Source organism: Arthrobacter sp. FW306-06-A (genome assembly GCF_021870055.1).
Lineage (GTDB): Bacteria > Actinomycetota > Actinomycetes > Actinomycetales > Micrococcaceae > Arthrobacter.
The window spans coordinates 1257233-1276538 of sequence record NZ_CP084552.1; the positions used below are offsets into that span (position 1 = coordinate 1257233).

11 protein-coding genes are annotated in these 19306 nt (G+C 62.3%); 6 read left to right on the forward strand and 5 right to left on the reverse strand.

Going from position 1 to position 19306, the window contains the following annotated elements:
- Positions 1–208: 208 nt before the first annotated feature.
- On the reverse strand, positions 209–4093 hold the full coding sequence (locus LFT49_RS05860; RefSeq protein WP_237430039.1) for a DEAD/DEAH box helicase: 3885 nt from the start codon (positions 4091–4093) through the stop codon (positions 209–211).
- Positions 4094–4604: 511 nt separating this feature from the next.
- Between LFT49_RS05860 and LFT49_RS05865 the strand changes: the two genes are divergently transcribed.
- Entirely contained in the window at positions 4605–8042 is a 3438-nt protein-coding gene (locus tag LFT49_RS05865; RefSeq protein WP_237430040.1) for a helicase-related protein, read from the forward strand.
- Positions 8043–9416: 1374 nt separating this feature from the next.
- Here the strand turns inward: LFT49_RS05865 and LFT49_RS05875 are convergent.
- On the reverse strand, positions 9417–9935 hold the full coding sequence (locus LFT49_RS05875) for a GNAT family N-acetyltransferase (protein WP_237430041.1): 519 nt from the start codon (positions 9933–9935) through the stop codon (positions 9417–9419).
- Positions 9932–10801: a ribokinase gene (locus LFT49_RS05880; RefSeq protein ID WP_237430042.1), complete on the reverse strand. Its 870-nt coding sequence runs from the start codon at positions 10799–10801 to the stop codon at positions 9932–9934. Before LFT49_RS05880 ends, LFT49_RS05875 begins: the two co-directional genes overlap by 4 nt.
- Before the next feature lie 150 nt (positions 10802–10951).
- On the opposite strand from LFT49_RS05880, the gene LFT49_RS05885 reads away from it, so the two are divergent.
- Positions 10952–12397, forward strand: a complete 1446-nt coding sequence (locus LFT49_RS05885; protein ID WP_237430043.1) for an MFS transporter — start codon at positions 10952–10954, stop codon at positions 12395–12397.
- Positions 12398–12426: 29 nt separating this feature from the next.
- On the forward strand, positions 12427–13422 hold the full coding sequence (locus tag LFT49_RS05890; protein ID WP_237430044.1) for a nucleoside hydrolase: 996 nt from the start codon (positions 12427–12429) through the stop codon (positions 13420–13422).
- A gap of 92 nt (positions 13423–13514) precedes the next feature.
- Here LFT49_RS05890 and xylB read toward each other — a convergent pair whose 3' ends face one another.
- Positions 13515–14915, reverse strand: a complete 1401-nt coding sequence (gene xylB / locus LFT49_RS05895; RefSeq protein ID WP_237430045.1) for a xylulokinase — start codon at positions 14913–14915, stop codon at positions 13515–13517.
- Positions 14912–15865 (reverse strand): sugar-binding transcriptional regulator, encoded by a 954-nt coding sequence (locus LFT49_RS05900; RefSeq protein WP_013600148.1) that lies wholly within the window; start codon positions 15863–15865, stop codon positions 14912–14914. The genes xylB and LFT49_RS05900 overlap by 4 nt, the downstream gene beginning before the upstream one ends.
- Positions 15866–16012: 147 nt before the next feature.
- On the opposite strand from LFT49_RS05900, the gene LFT49_RS05905 reads away from it, so the two are divergent.
- The 3 genes from LFT49_RS05905 to LFT49_RS05915 are packed head-to-tail and all read left to right on the forward strand — an operon-like array spanning position 16013 to position 19286.
- Positions 16013–17365, forward strand: coding sequence for an ABC transporter substrate-binding protein (locus LFT49_RS05905; RefSeq protein WP_237430046.1), 1353 nt, complete (start codon positions 16013–16015; stop codon positions 17363–17365).
- Positions 17366–17385: 20 nt separating this feature from the next.
- A complete protein-coding gene (locus LFT49_RS05910; protein WP_120691807.1) occupies positions 17386–18354 on the forward strand; it encodes a carbohydrate ABC transporter permease in 969 nt (322 codons plus the stop codon).
- Positions 18351–19286 carry a carbohydrate ABC transporter permease gene (locus LFT49_RS05915; protein WP_237430047.1) on the forward strand — a complete coding sequence of 312 codons (936 nt, stop codon included), beginning with the start codon at positions 18351–18353 and terminating at the stop codon, positions 19284–19286. Before LFT49_RS05910 ends, LFT49_RS05915 begins: the two co-directional genes overlap by 4 nt.
- Positions 19287–19306 lie beyond the last annotated feature (20 nt).

Consider the following 19306-nt stretch of genomic DNA (forward strand, 5'->3'; position numbering starts at 1 on the left):
AAACCAATCAGTGGGCAGATCCGTTGGCCATAACCGGGTAGTTTTACTGGCCACCAGCGGGCACAATTGATGGCCGCCCGTGGGCAGAAACAACTGGCCATTGACACCAGGAACCGCGAGACCAGCATCCCATGGTGGGAGAGAGTTCACGACCGCTTCCGAAACCGAAGGTTTAGCGGCTCGGTGCCGGGACAGCTGTCATCGAAGTTTACCCTGCCACAATAGATAGTCTTTCGCGCTCCGCTGCCACCACAATTCGTGCAAGCTCGACCTCAGATACGTCAACGGCGTCGGGAGCCTGCTTGGCGATAACACTGTCCCGAGCGAACTCGTCAAAGAGTTGCCTCTTGTCTTTCAGAATGTCGCGGATGCGCTCGTCCACGCTGTCTTCCGTGAGCAGACGGTGCACCTGAACGGTATCGGTCTGGCCCATCCGGTGAGCTCTCGCGATGGCCTGTGACTCCATCGTTGGTTTGATCTGCGGCTCGCAGATCACAACGACCGACGCAGACTGGATGTTCAAGCCGACACCACCCGCGGTTATCTGCGCAACGAGGACGGCGCCTTGCCCGGCCTGCGAGAAGCGGTCAACGAGCTTCTGTCGATCTGCCGCAGGTAGGGACCCTGTGAGGGGGCCAAAAACCTGACCGGGTAGTAGTCGAGCGACCTGGTTCAGGACTTCTCGGAAGTACGAAAAGACGATAATCCGTCGGCCATTAGCTTCAGCTTCTCCTACAATTTCTAGCAGCCGGCTGACCTTCATGGATTCTTCCGACATCATTGCGGCGCGCCGCATCAACATGAACTGGCCGTCCCTTACGGCTCGGCCGTAAACCAGCTCATCAGAGTGCGACATCCCCATCCACTCATCTATCTCGACCACTTCGGGAAGCTCTGTGAGCACATCCTCCTGGTTACGGCGTAGGTAGGCTGGCGCGACATGCTTGCGAAAAGCCTTGGCGAGATATTCAGGCGCTTCCTCCGCGAGGTCGGGGCGGATATAGCTGATCAGATTGCGGAACTCGGCGACACTGTTCTCCAATGGCGTGCCAGTCATCAAGATTGCGCAGGTCGTGGAGTTGATGATCTCGGCCGCTGCGAGCGAGCGCTTAGCCTTGGGATTTTTGATGTAGTGGGCCTCATCGAGAATGACGCCCCCCAGATCGACTCCACTCAGGTACTCCTTTGCCCACGGCAGGAGATCATATGTGGTGACGGCGACGCCACCGTTCTTGGCCCACGCCTTTGCCGCGTGGTTTCGCTCCCATGGCGTGCCGTGGAGGCGTGAGGCCTTCAACTTGGTGTGCTTTGCCGTCTCGCGAGTCCAGTTACTAACGACCGCGGCCGGACAGACAACGAGGAAATGCGATTGACCGCGCGCACGGAGGTGGGCGAGCACGGCTAGTGCTTCAACCGTCTTACCCAGCCCCATCTCGTCTCCGATGATCACCTTTTCTTGCACGAGGGCGAATCGTGCACCGAAGCTCTGATAGGCACGAAGCGAGGCGGTGAGATAGTCCCGCTTCAGTTCCTTGGCGCGCACTGCTTCAACGATCTCCTCCGGGAGATCGCCGTGCATGCTCTTCTCATCCTCGGTCATGAATCCAAGTTCGGTGAGCATGCCGAAGTAATCAGCCGGTCGGGAGAGGAAATCGGTCCAAATGCTTGCAGTGCCGGAGGGAGGCACGAGGCGATTCAGCGCGTCGTGCAATACATCTGAAGCGGCTGGGGTACTTTTATGAGCTTTCCCTCCTTCAATGATCACCAGAACCCCGAGGGGGGTAAAGCTGCTCTTCTTCTTGATAAGTCGAGTTAGACCTTTCGCCAGCGCCACTTCGTCCTTAGTCGGGCTGAACTTCCGTGCGTTGTCCCAGCGCGCGAGCGACTCTAGTAGCGCGGTAGTTGCCTTTCCCTTCCCTTTCACGTCGATACGGACGGGGGTCTCCTCTCGCACGGCCTCGAAAAGACGCAACGACGCCTGAGCGATAGGCCGCGCAGTGGCTTCGCCAAGACCGGGCAGGGATTTCAGTGAATAGTCGTCTTGAAAGCGCAGAACGTCCCAAACGTTGTGCAGCTCGTAGTCCTCCAACGGAGCAGTCCGTAGCTGCCGCTGTGGAGCTGCTTTGCGTAGGACTTCGAGATCCATCGCCTTCAGAGCATCGGCAACGTCTCCAGCGCGGACTTTGTCGGCCGCTGCACGTGCCTCAGTCGCTGCCTCTTTCGCGGCGTTCTCTGCGTTGGCAATAAGTGGGAGCTTGGCCCACGCGCCCTTTAGCAATTCGATGGGGAAGGTCTCAGCAATAGTGTGATTCGCGGGCAGGTAGGCATTCAGCCCAAGGGAGGGATCGAGTAACTGATGGGGCTCAGTCGGCACGTCCTGGATGTTGACAGTCAGTCGGGCCAGCTGCGCTTTGACGAAGTTGGCGGCCTCAAAGGCTTCCAGAATAACTCGGTGGGCACGCTCACATTTTCCCCCAGCCTCGCACTCCCAGTCGGAGTTGAAGCCGTCACCAACCACCGCGGCGACCCGGCTAGCCAGCGCTGCGGTTTCATTCAGGAACTCGCTGTCTTTTTCAGTGAGCGCGGCGTCCCGAAGCACAGAGAGGCTGGCAACCAAGACTTCACTGCTCTCGTGCAGTGGGAGCAACCTCATGGCTGTGCGGCTGATCTTAATGGAAGCCGAGTCCTCAATCAGTTGCTGGACCGTCGCTTTTGAGTTGGCCAACGCATCCTCGCGAGTGGCGTGAATTTGTTGCACCAACTCCGGCCAACCTAGGACGTCCTGGTAGAGAACTGCGACCTCCTCTCGCTCCTCCTTAAGCAGATTCCCTATCCGATCACAGGCCGCTACGACTGCCTGCCCCTCGCCCGACGCCAACAACTCCGCGTGACCCTGACCTAGCAGAAACGCAGCTTCATGGGCACCTTGGCAGCCGTCCGCATCGCATGAGCTCGGGTCGAGGAGGCGCCCAGCTTCCGGGCTATTCGTCTCGCTGAGGTCTTGGAGCCTCGCCGCAGCAGTGCGCTCGATTTCTGAGAGAGCGCCGGTCCGTGTCAGAGGCAGATGTTCGGCCTCGATCAACGCGAGTGACGCTGCCATCCCCCACTCTTCAAGGTCATCTAAAGCGGTGCGCAGTCGCGCCCGCTCATCCTTCATCTGTTCCTGTATGGAGGCGCTAGCCGCCACAACTGCCTGCCCGCCGCCCGATGTCAGCAAATCCAGATATGCCTCATTCAAGAGCGAGCCGGCTCGGTGAAGGCCACCACAATGCCCAGATTCACACGAGGCGGGGTCAAGTAGCGACCGTACCTCAACGCTGTGTTCAGCTACGGTTTCTCGAATGGTGGCCGCCGCCGTTCGCTCCCCTTCGGTAAGAGCGTATGTCCTAGTTAGGGGCATATGTGCGGAGCAGCGCAATACTAGTGAGGCTGACCGATCCCACTCCTCAAGGTCCTCCAACGCCCCGCGAAGTCGCTCCCACTCCGCTGATCGCGCTGCCTGGAGCCGTTCGGCCACGCTAAGTATGGGGTTATTCGTTCCGTGCGCGGTGAGTGAGGCGTGCAAAGCTGCCAGTCGTGCTGTTGCTTCGTGGGTTTGCGAGCACAACTTGCTGCTGCAACTCATCTCCGCTGCAACAATGTTATATATACCAGCATCTGTATCGTAGGTTTGGATGAGGGCCTGAAGGGTGTTCGATTCAGACTCCGACAGCACCCCTGCGGGATTGATTGTCATGTGCTCCGCGGCGAACTCGGCCTGCTGTGCGGCCGCTCTCCAGGTCGCCAAATCTTTAAAGATCTGAGGCAGTCGGGAGCGCTCGAGCGAAAGTTGAGTGGACACGCGGGTCGCGGCAGCATTTATGCGCTCTGCAGTCCCGCTCTTGCGTCCGATGATCTGCGCTTCGTGCAGAATGTGGGTGGAGCCGTGGGCCTTAGCGCAGGTGCCTGCCTCGCACCAGGACGGATCGAGAAGTTTCATCGACTCATCGTGGTGCTCATTGAGAAGGTCGATGAGTGCTAGGCCAGCACTGCGTTCATCATCTCCGAGGGCCCGTTCCCGGGTGATTGGCAGATGAGAGGCCTCATCCAGCATCTGTGACGCCTTATTTCCCGTAGTGCTTAGGGAGCTCAGAACGTCGGCGAGGTCGTCGCGTTCAGCGACTCCGAGTGCTGTCAGTTCATTCTGGAGTTGCTCGAGGCGTTGTGGGGCTCCGAGCGTACAGTACCAATCTCGGAAGTGAGCAAGTCGGGCAGCGGCGTCATGCGCGGGTCGGAGTCTCTTGCCACTCGTTAGCCAGGTTGTCTGTGTCAGACGGTCGGCTTCGTCGGGATCGCCAGACTCAGCTGCCTCCTCAACCCTGACCAAGAGAGTCCAGTCATCGTCCGCTAGGTTAGCTGGGCCAGACAGCGGTAAGTGCGCAGAGAGGTGCCGGATTTCTTTGACCGTCTGGATCCAACCCCGCACTTGTTCGATAAGCACGCTTAACTGTTGGCGCTCGGCGCGCTTCATCGAGCCCCCTTGGCAGTATTCTTCAAGATGGTTGAAGGTCCGACGCGAAGTGGGCCGGCTGGATAGCATCCTACGTGAAGCTGGAGTAAATCAATTGAAGTTAGAGGACTTGGCGCCTGGCCTGCAGATTACTGGCGTTGTGCCTCATGAAGTAGTGCAGGTGATTTTCGGTCAGCCTCATGGTCGGGACGCAGTTGAGCTGACGTACAAGACATCGTCGGGTGACTTGGGACAGCGCGTGATGTTCCGGCGTGACGAGGATTCGCTTGCGATTTCAGCTTCGGGGAGCCGTCCATTCGACGCTTCTTCCATCGACTTTAAAACCGTCGCTGAGGCACAGAGGATTAAGCTCGCAGGTCTGTATGATCCAATGCTCGCCGTAGCGACGAGTAACGTTCAGCCGCTTCCTCACCAGATCCGTGCGGTATACGGCGAGTTGTTGCCGCGCACCCCCTTGCGATACCTGTTGGCGGATGACCCGGGGGCCGGCAAAACGATTATGGCGGGGCTTTATATCAAGGAGCTGATCCTTCGTGAAGACGTGCAACGGTGTCTCATAGTCGCGCCTGGCGGCCTAGTTGAACAGTGGCAGGACGAGTTGTTCTTCAAGTTCGGTCTGTCATTCGAGATCCTCACAACACCCATGATTGATACAAGTCTGGGCAACGACGTCTTTGATAATCATCATCTGCTTATCGCGCGAATGGACCAGCTGGCGCGCAACGAGGACCTCCAGCAGCGGCTGCGGAATAGCCACTGGGACTTAGCGATCGTAGACGAGGCGCATCGAATGGGCGCACATTACTTCGGTAGCAAGTTAGAAAAAACGAAACGGTTCCAACTCGGAGAGCTGATCAGCGAGGTATCTCGGCACTTCCTTCTCATGACCGCGACGCCACACTCAGGTAAAGAGGAGGATTTTCAACTCTTTCTTAGTTTGCTCGATAAGGACCGATTCGCCGGTAAGAATGGCGTCTCCGTCGACACCAGTGACGTCATGCGCCGAATGGTGAAGGAAGACCTTTTGACGTTTGAGGGTCGCAAGCTTTTTCCGGAACGGATTGCCGAGTCTATCCCGTATGAGCTCACCGAGCTGGAGAATGACCTCTACCAGCAGGTGACCGACTACGTTCGTAACGGCATGAATCGAGCAGCCAAGCTTGATGGCAAACGTCGTAACACCGTCGGTTTTGCGTTGACTGTTTTGCAGCGGAGGCTTGCGTCGAGCCCAGAGGCTATTCACCGTAGCCTGGTTCGTCGTGCGCAGCGACTGGACTTCACTAAGCGTGGCATTGAGAACGGGACTTATCGGGAGGATCGCGATGTCCTCAGACCCGAGCGCTACAAGTACATTACTTCGGACATTGATATTGTCGAGGTGTCCGCCGAAGATCTCGAGGAGTTCGAAGAGAACGTAGTTGACGCTGCGACGGCCGCAGAAACGATCGCCGAGCTTGAAGCAGAGATCCAAGAGCTTACGTCACTGGCGGAGGTCGCGAGGGAAGTACGCGACCTCGGGGAGGACAAAAAGTGGTCCGAGCTTCGATTGATTCTTGAAGACAACGTCATGCCGCTGGATTCCAGTGGGAAGCCCCGCAAGCTCATTATCTTCACGGAGCACCGGGACACCCTGAACTACCTCATGGAGCGCATCACGCATCTGCTTGGTCGCCCAAAGTCTGTCGTCGCGATCCACGGTGGCATTCGCAGACACGATCGCCGTGCCATCACCGAGGAGTTCACTAAGAATCCGGACTGCCAGATCATGTTGGCAACGGACGCCGCGGGCGAGGGTTTGAATCTTCAAGCCGCACATCTGATGGTCAATTATGACTTGCCTTGGAATCCAAACCGTATCGAGCAGCGCTTTGGGCGTATTCATCGCATCGGGCAGACGGAGGTTTGCCGGCTATGGAACCTCGTCGCTGCTAATACGCGGGAGGGCGAAGTTTTCACGGCGCTGCTTAATAAGATTGAGGAGCAGCGGAGAGCTTATGGTGGCAATGTTTTCGATGTCCTAGGTTCGGCTTTTGCAGATACACCCCTTCGGGAACTGTTGATTGAGGCGATTCGCTACGGTGAACTCCCTGAAACCAAGGCACGTATGCACCAGGTTATCGACCGAAGCGTGTCCGAGGGGTTGCAAGAACTGCTTAACGAACGCGCCTTAGCCAACGAGCACCTGTCCGATGCCGATCTTGCCGCCCTCCGAGCGTCGATGGATGAAGCTCGTGCTCGTCGTCTTCAGCCTCATTACATCGAGCTGGCTTTCAAGGAGGCCTTCACTCGATTCGGCGGCAAAATGGTGCGGCGGGAGAAGGGCCGCTTCGAGATCGGTCATGTGCCTTCCGCGCTTCGGAACGGCAAGTACGGCCCTGTCGCCACGAGATATGAACGCGTGACTTTCGATCTCAGCCTAGTCCACGATGACGAGGGAACCGGCGCGGACTTGCTGGCACCAGGTCACCCTCTCCATGATTCGGTGATGGACCATGCGGTTACCACTTTGGCAGGAGTCCTCAACAGGGGCACCGTGCTTGTCTCCTCAAGAATTGAGTCGCCCTGCCTGCTGGTAGGGGTTGTCGAAGAAATTGTCGACTCGTTGGGCGCTTCGGTCGCGCGTAGATTCGGTTACGCCTATGTGAGTGAGGACGGCGCAGTCACCGACGCCGGTCCGGCTCCCTACCTGGACTGCATGTCGGCGCCTGACGTTGCCTCCGTTAGCCAGGCGAAGGCACTTCCGTGGTTACACAATGCAGAATCAAATGCGGTGAGCTGGATTATCGAGAACGAATTGCCCAGCTACCTTGCTGCCATCCAGCCTCGGCGATCCGCCGAACTCGACAAACAGCGCGGGTTGGTCCAGGCACGTCTCAAGTATGAGATTGAGCGACTTCTCTCGGAGGCGGTTGCCGCGGCCGAGCGGGAGAACCTTGGAGAGAAGCTGAAAGAGTCCTCGGAGAGCTTGAGCCGAAAGGCGACGGACCTCCAAACGCGCCTCGACCGTCGGCTCGAACTCATCGACCAACAGGGCAAAATGTCAACCAAATCGCCGCTAATCGTCACAGCGGCACTTGTTCTCCCTGCTGCGATGCTTGATTCCGATGTCGCTATTGATAGCAAGGCGATGAGCGGGGTGCCATCAACGGTCGTTCAGCGTCGCAGCGTTGAGGTTGTGCTCGCACAGGAGCGACAGATTGGTCGGGTCCCTAAACTGCAATCGAGCAACACTCATGGTTACGACATCCTGTCGACCGACCCTTTGTCCGGTCAGACCTACCGCATCAAAGTCGTCGCGCATGATGCTGAAGCGGCCGATTTCTGGGTCACACACAATGAGGTTGTAACGGGTAAGAATGCTAAACCCCACTACCGCCTTGCTCTAGTTCTGCTTGACTCAGGTCACCCCGGAAGCTGTGACGTCCGCTACCTTGACAACCCCTTCGCAAACGTTGAAATAACCGATTTTCAGGCCACAGGGCATGCGGGGAACTGGAACCATAGTTGGGCGCGCGGGAAGGCGCCTTTCTGACACCTGGATATAGCAACTGCAACGGCCCCCCGCTTGGCGGTCGGCAAGGTTGACCGCCCCGCAGCTGTGCCGCTCTTATTAATCGGAGGTTTCTGCACCCTTGCCGCCGCCTGGATGAGTTCTGCGGTGAACATACTAATGCTGTATTGGGCCTGCACTTGCGATCAGCGCGCGTTGTGCGCAGAACCTAACTAGATCAACGTCGTGGCTCAACTCTTTCACCTCAGGAGAATAGGGCATAAGCAGCTTTGAATCGTGGCCAGCCCCATCCTTTGCATGAACCACCCGGCACCGAATGTCATAGATGCGATCAGCTTCCTGATCGATGAGGTCAACCCCTCGATTTTCGACATTAGTGATTGATACGTCAACAATCTTTTTCTTGTTCTTGAGATGCGCGGCGCGTTCGGGTGTTGATCTCATCTACTTCCAGGCAGGATCGCAGCGTTGCCTTCAATTGGTCTCGTTCCGATCTGCCTTTGGCGCCGCCGCCCAGCATTAAAAGGCGCCCCCAATTGCCCATCGTCCTCGATATTGAACAGAGGGTTTCTTAAGTTTGTTCGAGCTTTCCGGATTGCTTCCAACTCAGTATCGAGCAAAGAAGAATTCCAGCACCTGATAGTAAGCCAGGAACGCCAAGAGATTGCCGGTCGCCGAGGTAGCGTGGCGGTACAGCGACAAAGCTTCTGTTGAGTACGAATAGCGGGGAGGAGATAGAGGGATCAATGCGGGTGCTTGTGAAGTCCGCACGTAAGGCGAGGGGCTCCTAAAGAGAGCTAGATTAGCCCCGTACGCGTACTTCAACTGGAGGTCGAATAGAAAAGACGCCCCTAGCTCGTCGAGTGCTTTCAGCGCCTCGTCGTGGGTTGCAGGCTGCAGTCCCTCAATCTTCAGGGAATTGCTCGCATTTCGCCCATCTCGCCCTCTCATGAAAATACGTCGGGACGATAATGTCTGTAGAACTTCTATTGCCGGGCTCACTTCGAGACTCCATCGACCGCGAGGGTCCCTGACTCGAATTCGGTAGCTCGACGACCGGGCGTTCTCACGATCCACGCTCGCGCTCTCTGAGTCTGGACTTGATTCTGTTTCCGATTCTGCGTCAGAGAGGGGATCGGGGCGTTGATCCAGTGCCTGACCAGCACCGTGGTCACGAATTTCACCTCCAATGTCCTGCTGGCCTCGGAGCGACACCGGCCATGGCGGACGTCCCGTCTGAGGCAGGGACGTGTGCGCGGGTTGCGTCCGGAGTGTTGGTGCCTGTCGGCACTCCGCATGAAGAGCAGCGGGAGGTATACGCGAGGCAGCTCGTAGCTGCTAACCTTTCGGCGTTGGAGCATTAGATGGAAGCTCCAATCGTTTTGGGCATGCGGCTCACCCACCCAGCTGCAGTCGGAACACCCACAGCAGCACGTCCTCACCCGGCACATACCAGTCCCTCTCCGGCGCGCGCCGGAAGTCCAGCGACCGGTAGAGGGCGTGAGCGCGTTCCATGAAGGTGGCGCTGGTGATGCTGATCGCCGAGATGCCGGGCAGCTGCCGCGCGTGCTCCACGATCTGGCGCACCACGGCCCGGCCCACGCCGCCGCCCTGGTGCGCCGGGTCCACCGCGAGCATCCGGAACTCCAGCTCCCCGTCGCGGGCGATCTCGCTGTACGGCTCGCCGGCGAACGTCAGCGTCACCGCCGCCGCCACCTTCCCGTCGGCCTCGGCAACCCACACCTGCGCATGCTCGGCGCGGTGCTCCACGTCCTCCAGCACGCTCATGTAGGGGTGGTCGGCTGGGAAGTGCCCAGCCCCGATGTAGGCGTCGCGGGTGATCCTCCGGACCTCGGGAAAGTCCGCCGGCACCGCCCGCCGGAAGGTGACAGTCAGCGGCAGAGCGACACTCACGAGGAAGCACCTGAAGCAGCAGCAGCCCGCTCCACGTAGTGGCCCAGCTGTGCCAAATCCGGCTGCGACGACGGATCGCCCACTGCATCAGCCCCCACGGCATTCGCCACTTCCAAAGCCCGGGTGTAGTCCAACCCGCTCCGCAGCGCCAGGACCAGAGCGGCGCAGAACGCGTCGCCCGCGCCTACGGTGTTCGCCACGGAAACAGCAACAGACGGCGCCTCGGCCACCTTCCTACCGTGCTCGAACATGGCCGAGCCGTCCTTGCCGTACGTTACCGCTACCAGCTTCGCTTCGGCGAGGGCCGGGATCAGCGCGTACTCGCTCTCGTTGACGATCACCAGGTCGCACCGCTCCAGCAGTTCCGCCGGCAGGTCCATGGCCGGCGCCGCGTTCAGCACAAAAAAGCCCTGCGCCTTCCGGGCAGCCTCCAGCACCACGTCCAGGCCCACCTCGAGCTGGCACAGCACCGTCTCCTCCGGGCCGAACTCCACCCCGTCCAGCGACAGGTGCGAGTTGGCGCCCGGGCATACCACGATCTGGTTCTCGCCGTCGCGGTCCACCACGATCAGCGCCGTCCCGGTCGGCTGGGGGAGGACAGCAACATCGGACGTGTCCACGCCGGCGGCAGCCAAAGCATCCAGCATCCGGTGGCCGGAGGCGTCCTGGCCGACCGCACCGACCATCCGGGTGCTGCCGCCCAGGCGTGCGGCGGCCGCGGCCTGGTTGGCGCCCTTGCCGCCGGGCTGCTCGGACAGGACGGCGCCGCCGATGGTTTCGCCCGCCGTCGGAAGCCGTTCGGCGGTGGCGATCAGGTCCAGGTTGATGCTGCCGACCACGGTGACGGCAGGACGTGTTGTGTTCATGGGAAAACTCTCTCAAGGGGGAGGGCCGGAAGCGGCCGGGCTTTCGAAGAAGTGTAGCGCATGGTTGTACTTGTGAGTCATACATGGTTGTATAACAACTCGAATCGCCACGAAAAGACGATCCCTTCTGCTCGAACAAAGGAGTTTGATGTGAACACCCCGACCCCAGCCGCAGCCGCACCTCCCGCCCAAGGAGGCGCCGCCGTCGTACTTCCCGACGGCGATGCGGCCAGGCTCTCCGGCCGCCGTGCCGCCCTGCTGATCTCCACCCTGCTGCTGGGCGTGCTGTCCTTCCAGCTGAACGCCAGCATGGTCACCCCCGCGCTGCCGCAGATCGCCGCGAGCTTCGGCGAAAGCGCGGACAGTGCCGCCCCCGTCCAGTCCATGTTCTTCCTGGCCGGCGCCATCGCCGGGCCCGTGATCGGCCGGTGGAGCGACTTCATCGGCCGCCGCGCCGCGCTGCTGCTGGTCCTGGGCATCATGGGCGCCGGCACCGTCCTCTGCATCGCCGCGCCCACCCTGCCGCTGCTGGTCACCGGCCGGTTCCTGCAGGGCGTCTCCAGCGCTGTGTTCGCGCTCGCCTACATCGTGCTCAGCGAGAACCTGCAGGCCAAGGTCTTCGGCACCTCCGTGGGCATCATCGCCGCCATCAACGGCGGGATCGGCGGCGTGGACGGCTACGTGGGCGGGCTCATGGCCGAGACCCTCGGCTTCCGGTCCATCTTCGTCGTCGTGCTCGTCCTCACCGCCGTCGCCGCCGTCTGCATCTTCCGCCTGGTGCCCGCCGGACGGCCTGCTGGGGTGCGCGGCGCCATGGACTGGTGGGGCGCCGGCTCCCTCTCGCTGTTCCTGGTGTTCCTGACGTACTTCGTGTCCGACGGTTCGGCCGCCGGCTGGACGTCCCCCACCGCCCTGGCCCTGTTGGCCGGCACCGTTTTTTCGTTTTCGGGATTCTGGTTCACCGAGAAGCGCCGCAGCCACCCGCTCATCGCCGTGCACCACCTGCGCTCCCGCCAGGTGTGGCCGGTCATCGCCACCACCGTCCTCACCCTCGCCGGGATCTTCGCGGTCATCAACTTCACCGTGGTGCTGCTGAGCCAGGATAACGACGGCGGCTTCGGGCTTTCCGCCTCCATCTCGGCGTTGCTGTTCCTCACCCCCGCCGCGCTGATTGGCGTCTTCGCCGCACCGTTGGCGGGGTGGCTGGCGGACCGGCGCGGGTGGGTGCGTACGTTGCGGCTGGGGACTTCGCTGAGCCTGGTCTGTGCTGTGATTGCCGCTGTGTTTTCTTCCAGCCCGGTGGCGGTGTTTATTGCCGTTGCCTGCCTGGGGATCTTCTACAACGGCTTCTTCCTGACCGCCATCAACGGGCTTTCGGTGCTGCTCTCACCCAAGGAGGCGCCGGCGGCGCTGCCCGGCATCAACGGTGCCTCGTTCGGGATCGGGGCGAGCCTCGGCGTCGTGCTGGTGGCGCCGTTCGCCGCCCAGGCCACGGCCGCCGGGTACGCCACCGCCCTCTGGATCTCGGTGGGCATCACCGCCGCCGCGTTCATCGTCAGCCTCTTCGTCGCCGCCCCCAAGGGCGAGACGGTCTAACCCCTCTACCTGTTGCGAAGGAATCTATTGTGACTGCCCCCGTTTACCTCGACTGCGATACCGGCATCGACGACGCCCTCGCCCTGGCCTACCTGCTCGCCTCACCTCTTGCCTCCGTGGTGGGGATCGGGACGATCAGCGGGAATGTGAGTGCCGCGGTTGGTGCCCGGAATACTCTGGACCTGCTTTCGCTGGCCGGGGCTTCTTCTGTGCCGGTGGCTGTGGGCGCCGATGATCCGCTTACTGGTTCCTTTGGCGGCGGGTCGCCGTGGGTGCACGGGGAGAACGGCGTGGGGGAGGTTTCGTTGGCTCCTTCTGCTGCTTCTGTTGTTGCGGAGTCGGCGGCGGAGATGCTGGTGCGGCTGGCTCACTCTTATCCCGGTGCGTTGCGGGTGGTGGCGATCGGGCCGCTGACGAACATCGCCGAGGCTCTGGAACTGGATCCCTCGTTGCCGTCCCTGGTGGAGTCGGTGACCATCATGGGCGGGGCCGCGCTGGCGCCGGGGAACATCACGCCGGTGGCTGAGGCGAACATCTGGCACGACCCCGAGGCCGCCGCCCTGGTGCTGGCCGCCGACTGGGACGTGACCCTGGTGCCGCTGGACGTGACCATGGCGTCTGTCTTGGAGGAGTCGCACCGGCAGACTTTGCTTTCTTCTCCGGGGGCCGTGCCGCGGGCGCTGGGGGAGATGCTGGGCTACTACTTCCGGTTCTATGAGGGCATCTACGGACGGCCCTGCTCCGCGATGCACGATCCTCTTGCGGCGGCGCTCGCTGTCGGCGCTGTTAGGCCTGCCCTGGCACCTGTGGTGCGTGCCGCCGTCGACACCTCCGATGGGCCCGGCCGCGGGCAGACCGTGTGCGACATGCGCGGGCTGTACGCGGGGTACCCGGCAGTGAAGGGGGCGCGGTGCCGTGTGGTGCTGTCATTGGAGGAGGATTTCGCCCCGCGCCTGGTGGAGACGCTGCTGGGATGCTTTGAAGGCACGACGGCGGCACTTGCCTCAGCGAGGTCGGTCGCCTGACGCCCCGCCCACTGCTTGGGAGTTTTTGGGCAGATACGACTTGGAAACGATTTAAACCCGATTATCTGCCCAAGAACTCTGGGACCAGCCGCTCACACGCCGTAGACGTTCCTGCGCGCCGCGGCGTAGCGTTCCCGGACGCCGGCGCCCCAGTCGCCCTCGGGCTCATAGGCGGCTTCGATGCTGCGCTTCCAGTCCGGCAATTCTCCCGTGGCTGCCCATGCAGCCTGCTTCGCTGCGCCAAGTGCCACGTACTCCCTGCTGGCCGGGACCTCGACGGGCAGGTTGAAAATGCTCGCCGCCGCCTGGCGGATGGAGTTCGACTTGGAGCCTCCGCCAATGAGGAGGACTTTGTCCGGGGTGCCGCCGGACTGCTTCATCAGGTCGATGGCGTCCGCCAGTGAATTGAGCACGCCCAGCACCGAGGCGCGGGCAAGGTTCTCCGGGGTCATGTTGCTCCTGGTCAGGCCGGCCAGGCTCCCGCTTGCATGCGGAAGGTTGGGGCTTCGCTCGCCGTCGAGATACGGAAGGAACGTGAGCCCGTCGGCGTCGCTTGCCGCGTCCAGCGCCAGCGCATCCAGTTGGGCCAGGCCGACGCCGAGCATGGACGCGGTTGCCGCCATGACACGGGCGGAATTGAGCATGGCAAGCAGGGGCAGGTGGCCGCCGGCGGCATCCGCGAACCCTGCGATTGCACCGGTGTGGTCCGGCATGGGTGAGGGTGTGGTGGTGAAGACGGTTCCGGACGTGCCGATGGAAACCACCACCTCGCCAGGACGAAGGCCCAGCCCCAGAGCTGCCGCCGCGTTGTCCCCGGCACCGGCGGCGAGGACAGCACCATCAATGCCCCATCCGCTCTGTACCGTTCCCGCCCGCTCATGCGATGCAACAATCCGCGGAAGGCGCGGAACGCGGCCGAAGAACCGCTCAAGCAGGTCCGTCCGGTAGCTGTCCGTGACCGGCGAGAAATAGCCGGTGCCGGATGCATCGCTGCGGTCGGTGGTGAACTCGCCGCCCAGGGCTCCGTTCAGCCAGTCGTGGGGGAGGACAACCTGGTCAACGCGGTCCGCCAGCTCCGGCTCGTTCTGCGCGAGCCAGGCCAGTTTGGAGATGGTGAAAGACGCCACCGGGACCAGGTTGACGGCGTCAACCCACGCCCCCTGGCCCAGCTCGTCCCGGAGCCTTGCCGCGTCCGCTGCGCTGCGGGTGTCGTTCCACAGCAGCGCATCGTGGACTGGGGTGTCCGTGTGGTCGAGCGCCACCATCCCGTGCTGCTGTGCACCGATGCCCACCCCGGCAACGGAACCGCCCAGGCGGTCGGCACCGGCGGCCTGCCAGGCCTCGCGCAGCGCGGACGTCCAGATGCGGGGGTCGACGGCGGTGCGGTCGGGGTGGGCCGACGCGCCTGAAGCAACTACATCGCCGCTGTGCGCGTCCACCGCGAGGACCTTGCAGGACTGTGTGGAGGAGTCCACCCCGACCACAATGCTCATTGACTGTTCTCCTGATCCATCAGGTCGGCAAGGGCCCGCGCCAGCGGGATATCGACGATCAGCGTGGTCACGAAACCGGCTTTGGCAACCGCCCGCACCGCATCTGCCCGTGCCCGTCCGTGCGACACGGCAATGACCTTTTCGGTCCGCTGCAACTGCTTGACGGTGACGGCGATGATTTGTTCGTCCAGCCCCGATTCGACCGCAGCACCTGCTGCATTGAGCAGCCGCCCCGAACATTCCGCGACGGCGCCGGCTTCCACCGCTGCCTCCCGCACCTCGGCTTCCGCCCGTTCCCAGACGGTGGAGCCGCCGCTCTTCCAGGCGCCGATCGCGACTATAGCCAGGTCGAGTGAATCTGCCTTCGCCAAGGCCCCCGCAATCTCTGGCTGGCGCCGCAAGCCGGCCGCCGTCGTCGGATCTTCCACCACCAGCGGCGACCACAGGGGCCACGTGAGCCCGCCGCTCAGGTGCCCCAGCCGCTGGATAAGCTCAAGGGGATTGCTTTCCCCTTCTGTGGGGAGCGCCCCGGCGAGCTGGACGATGTCGCACCGGGGAAGGTCTCGGACCAGCATCGAGGCCACGTCGAGGATGCGGGACCACGAAATTCCCAGTGTTCCGCCGGCGGGCGCCTGCCGTGAGATCTCGGCGGCCGCAGCCTTCGCCAGGATGCCGCGGGCCTGGCCCTCGTCGCCGGAGGTGGAGTCTGCCACGATGACTTCACGAATCCCCAGCCAGGACTCCAGTTGCCGGATCTCCGCGGCGGAGATGTGGGCCGGGTAATGGACCTTTATTTCCACGATTCCGCGCTCACGTGCCTCGGTGAGCAGCCGCGCCACCTGGAATCGCGAAATGTCATGGCTGACCGCGATTTCCACCTTGGAGCGGTTCTCCAGGTAGTAGTCGCTGCTGACGCGGGCCAGAAGTTCTTCATGGGAATGCTCGGACACGTGCTCACCCCTTCTCCATCTGATCATTTGAGTCCGCCCTCTTGCTCAAACGAGTATATATGACTAGAGTCACATGCCAGATGAGCGAATTTGAATGCTCATATGAGCACAAGCTTCATCCCGACTTTTGAGTACAAAGGAGTTCTTATGCGTCCCAAGATGCGCGCGGCCTCGATGGCTGCCGGTGCCCTTTGCATCGCACTCACCGCCTCAGCCTGTGCAGGTGCCGGCGGTGGCAATTCCGCCGGAGACCCGGACAGCATCAGTGTCCTGATGGTGAACAACCCCCAGATGGAGGACCTGCAGCGGCTGACCGCGGAGAGCTTCACCAAGGAAACCGGGATTAGGGTCAACTACACGATCCTGCCGGAGAACGACGTACGGGCCAAGATCAGCCAGGAGTTCTCCAGCCAGGCCGGCCAGTACGACGTGGCTTCGCTCTCCAACTACGAGATCCCGTTCTTCGCCGCCAACGGGTGGCTCGCCCCGCTGGACAGTGTGGCTAATGACCCGGAGTTTGACCAGGACGACATACTCCCCGCCTACACGGCATCCCTCACCGGCGAGGACGGCAAGCTGTATGGCGAACCGTTCTACGGGGAGTCCTCCTTCCTGATGTACCGGAAGGACATCCTGGAGGCCAAAGGCCTGGCCATGCCGGAGAAGCCCACCTGGGATGAGGTCGCGGACATAGCGGCGAAGGTGGACGGGGCGGAACCGGGGATGAAAGGCATCTGCCTGCGCGGCCAGCCGGGCTGGGGGCAGGTCTTTGCACCGCTGACCACCGTGGTGAACACGTTCGGCGGAACCTGGTTCGACAAGGACTGGAACGCACAAATCAACTCCCCGGAATTCACCGCGGCAGTGGAGTTCTACACCAGGCTGGTCCGCGAGCACGGTGAAGCCGGGGCCGCGCAGGCCGGGTTCACCGAGTGCCTGAACAACATGGGCCAGGGCAACGTGGCCATGTGGTACGACGCCACCTCGGCCGCAGGAGCCCTGGAAGCCGAGGATTCCCCGGTGAAGGGCAAGATCGGCTACGCCCAGGCACCGGTGAAGGAAACAGCCTCTTCCGGCTGGCTGTGGACCTGGTCCTGGGCCATGCAGGCCGCGTCCAAGAAGCAGGACGCCGCCGGTAAATTCATCGCCTGGGCCAGCTCCAAGGACTACGAGGAACTCGTCGCCTCCGAGCTCGGCTGGGCAAAGGTCCCGTCCGGCAAACGCATCTCCACCTACGAGAACGCCGAGTTCCAGAAGGCCGCCCCGTTCTTCGAAGCTGAACGCTTCGCCATCGAGAACGCCGATCCCAAGAACCCCGGCGCGCAGGAACGTCCCGCCGTCGGCATCCAGTTTGTCGGCATCCCCGAATTTGCCGCCCTGGGCACCAGCGTCTCCCAGGGCATCAGCTCAGCCATCGCCGGCCAGGGCTCCGTGGCCGACGCGCTGGCCAAAGGCCAGCAAGCCGCCCAAAAAGTCGGCGACAAGTACAAGCAGCCCTAACCGAACCGCAGGAGAACATCATGACTACCGCAACGGCGCGCATCTCCCGCCCGGGACGCAATGCAGCCACCCCCTCACGAGACGCCCAGTCGCGCGAACGCGCCCTGGCGTGGGCACGGCGTGCACCGCTGCTGCCCGCCCTGATCTTCCTCATCCTGGTCACCCAGCTCCCATTCGTGGCAACGCTGGTCATCTCATTCATGAACTGGAACAGCCTCAGCCCGGACAAGACAGCCTTCGCAGGCCTGGAAAACTACGCCACTGTGCTGACTGATCCGGATCTGCGCCAGGCCATCTTCACCACCATCCTCCTCACCGTCTCCGTGGTGCTCATCAGCTTGCTCATCGGCCTGGGACTGGCCCTGCTGCTGGATAAGAAGTTCATCGGCCGCGGCCTGGCCCGGACCCTGCTGATCGCCCCGTTCCTGGTGGTGCCCGTGGCAGCGGCCCTGATCTGGAAGCATGCCCTGCTCAACCCCACCTACGGGCTGATCAACGGCGTCCTGACCTGGGTCTGGTCCCTGTTCGGCAGCGCCACGGCGCCGCAGCTGGACCTGCTCTCCCAGGCACCGATGATGGCCGTGATCCTCTCCCTGGTGTGGCAGTGGACGCCGTTCATGATGCTCATCCTGCTGGCGGGCCTGCAGTCCCGCCCCATGGACACCGTGGAAGCCGCGCAGATGGACGGCGCCACCCCGTGGGGGATCTTCCGCCACCTGACACTGCCGCACCTGCGCCAGTACCTGGAACTGGGCGGGCTGCTCGGCGCCATCTACATCGTGCAGAACTTCGACGCCGTCTTCACCCTCACCGCCGGCGGACTGGGCACCGCCAACCTGCCCTACGCCATCTACCAGACGTTCTACTTCGCCAACGAATACGGCCTGGCATCCGCCGCCGGGGTCGTGGTGGTCATCGGCACCATCATCGTGGCCACCTTCGCACTCCGCACCGTCTTTTCACTCTTCAAGAAGGAGGCAGCACGATGAGCACCCTCACCCCCGCCGCACCGCAGAGTTCGGGCCCTGCCCGTCCCAAATCGCCTACCGCGCTGAACACCGGCCGCACCCCACGTCGTCGCGGCAAGGCACGCATGGACCCCACGCGCAACAACACCGCCGCCGGCATCGCCGCTTGGTTGCTCGCACTGCTCTTCGCAGTCCCGGTCCTGTGGATGATCCTCACCTCGTTCCACTCCGAGACCGACGCCGCAACCAACCCGCCGTCCCTCGCCGCGAACCTCACGCTGGATGCGTACCGGGAGTTCTTCGGCGAAACGTCCGGGGTCAGCCCGTGGCCGTCGCTGATCAACTCCGCCACCGCCTCGATCCTGTCCACGGTCCTGGTGCTGCTGCTGGCCTTCCCTGCCGCCTACGCGCTGTCCATCCGGCCGGTCAAGAGGTGGACCGACGTGATGTTCTTCTTCCTCTCCACCAAAATGATGCCCGTGGTCGCGGCCATCCTGCCGCTCTACCTCTTCGCGCGGACCGTCGGGGCCTTGGACAACATCTGGTTCCTGATCCTGATGTACACGTCCATGAACCTGCCCATCGCGGTGTGGATGATGCGCTCCTTCCTCGCCGAAGTCCCGGAGGAAATGCTGGAGGCAGCCCAGATCGACGGCGCCAACCTCCTGCTGATCCTCCGCAAGATCATTGCTCCTGTCGCCATGCCCGGCATCGCCGCCACCGCCCTGATCTGCTTCATCTTCAGCTGGAACGAGCTGCTTCTGGCACGCGTCCTCACCGGCGTGGTCGCCGGTACGGCACCGGTGTTCCTCACCGGCTTCGTCTCCGGCCAGGGACTCTTCCTCGCCCAGGTCTGCGCAGCCGCCGTCGTGATCTCCCTCCCGGTGCTGTTCGCCGGCTTCGCCGCCCAGGACAAACTCGTCCAGGGACTCTCCTTGGGCGCCGTGAAATAACAGGCCGTGAAATAGCCAGC

Bases quoted from the DNA above. Each gene is read 5' to 3' on its own strand.
- xylB (WP_237430045.1), bottom strand. From the start codon at position 14,915: ATGAGCATTGTGGTCGGGGTGGACTCCTCCACACAGTCCTGCAAGGTC.
- LFT49_RS05910 (WP_120691807.1), top strand. From the start codon at position 17,386: ATGACTACCGCAACGGCGCGCATCTCCCGCCCGGGACGCAATGCAGCC.
- LFT49_RS05905 (WP_237430046.1), top strand. From the start codon at position 16,013: ATGCGTCCCAAGATGCGCGCGGCCTCGATGGCTGCCGGTGCCCTTTGC.
- LFT49_RS05880 (WP_237430042.1), bottom strand. From the start codon at position 10,801: ATGAACACAACACGTCCTGCCGTCACCGTGGTCGGCAGCATCAACCTG.
- LFT49_RS05860 (WP_237430039.1), bottom strand. From the start codon at position 4,093: ATGCTGGATGAGGCCTCTCATCTGCCAATCACCCGGGAACGGGCCCTC.
- LFT49_RS05915 (WP_237430047.1), top strand. From the start codon at position 18,351: ATGAGCACCCTCACCCCCGCCGCACCGCAGAGTTCGGGCCCTGCCCGT.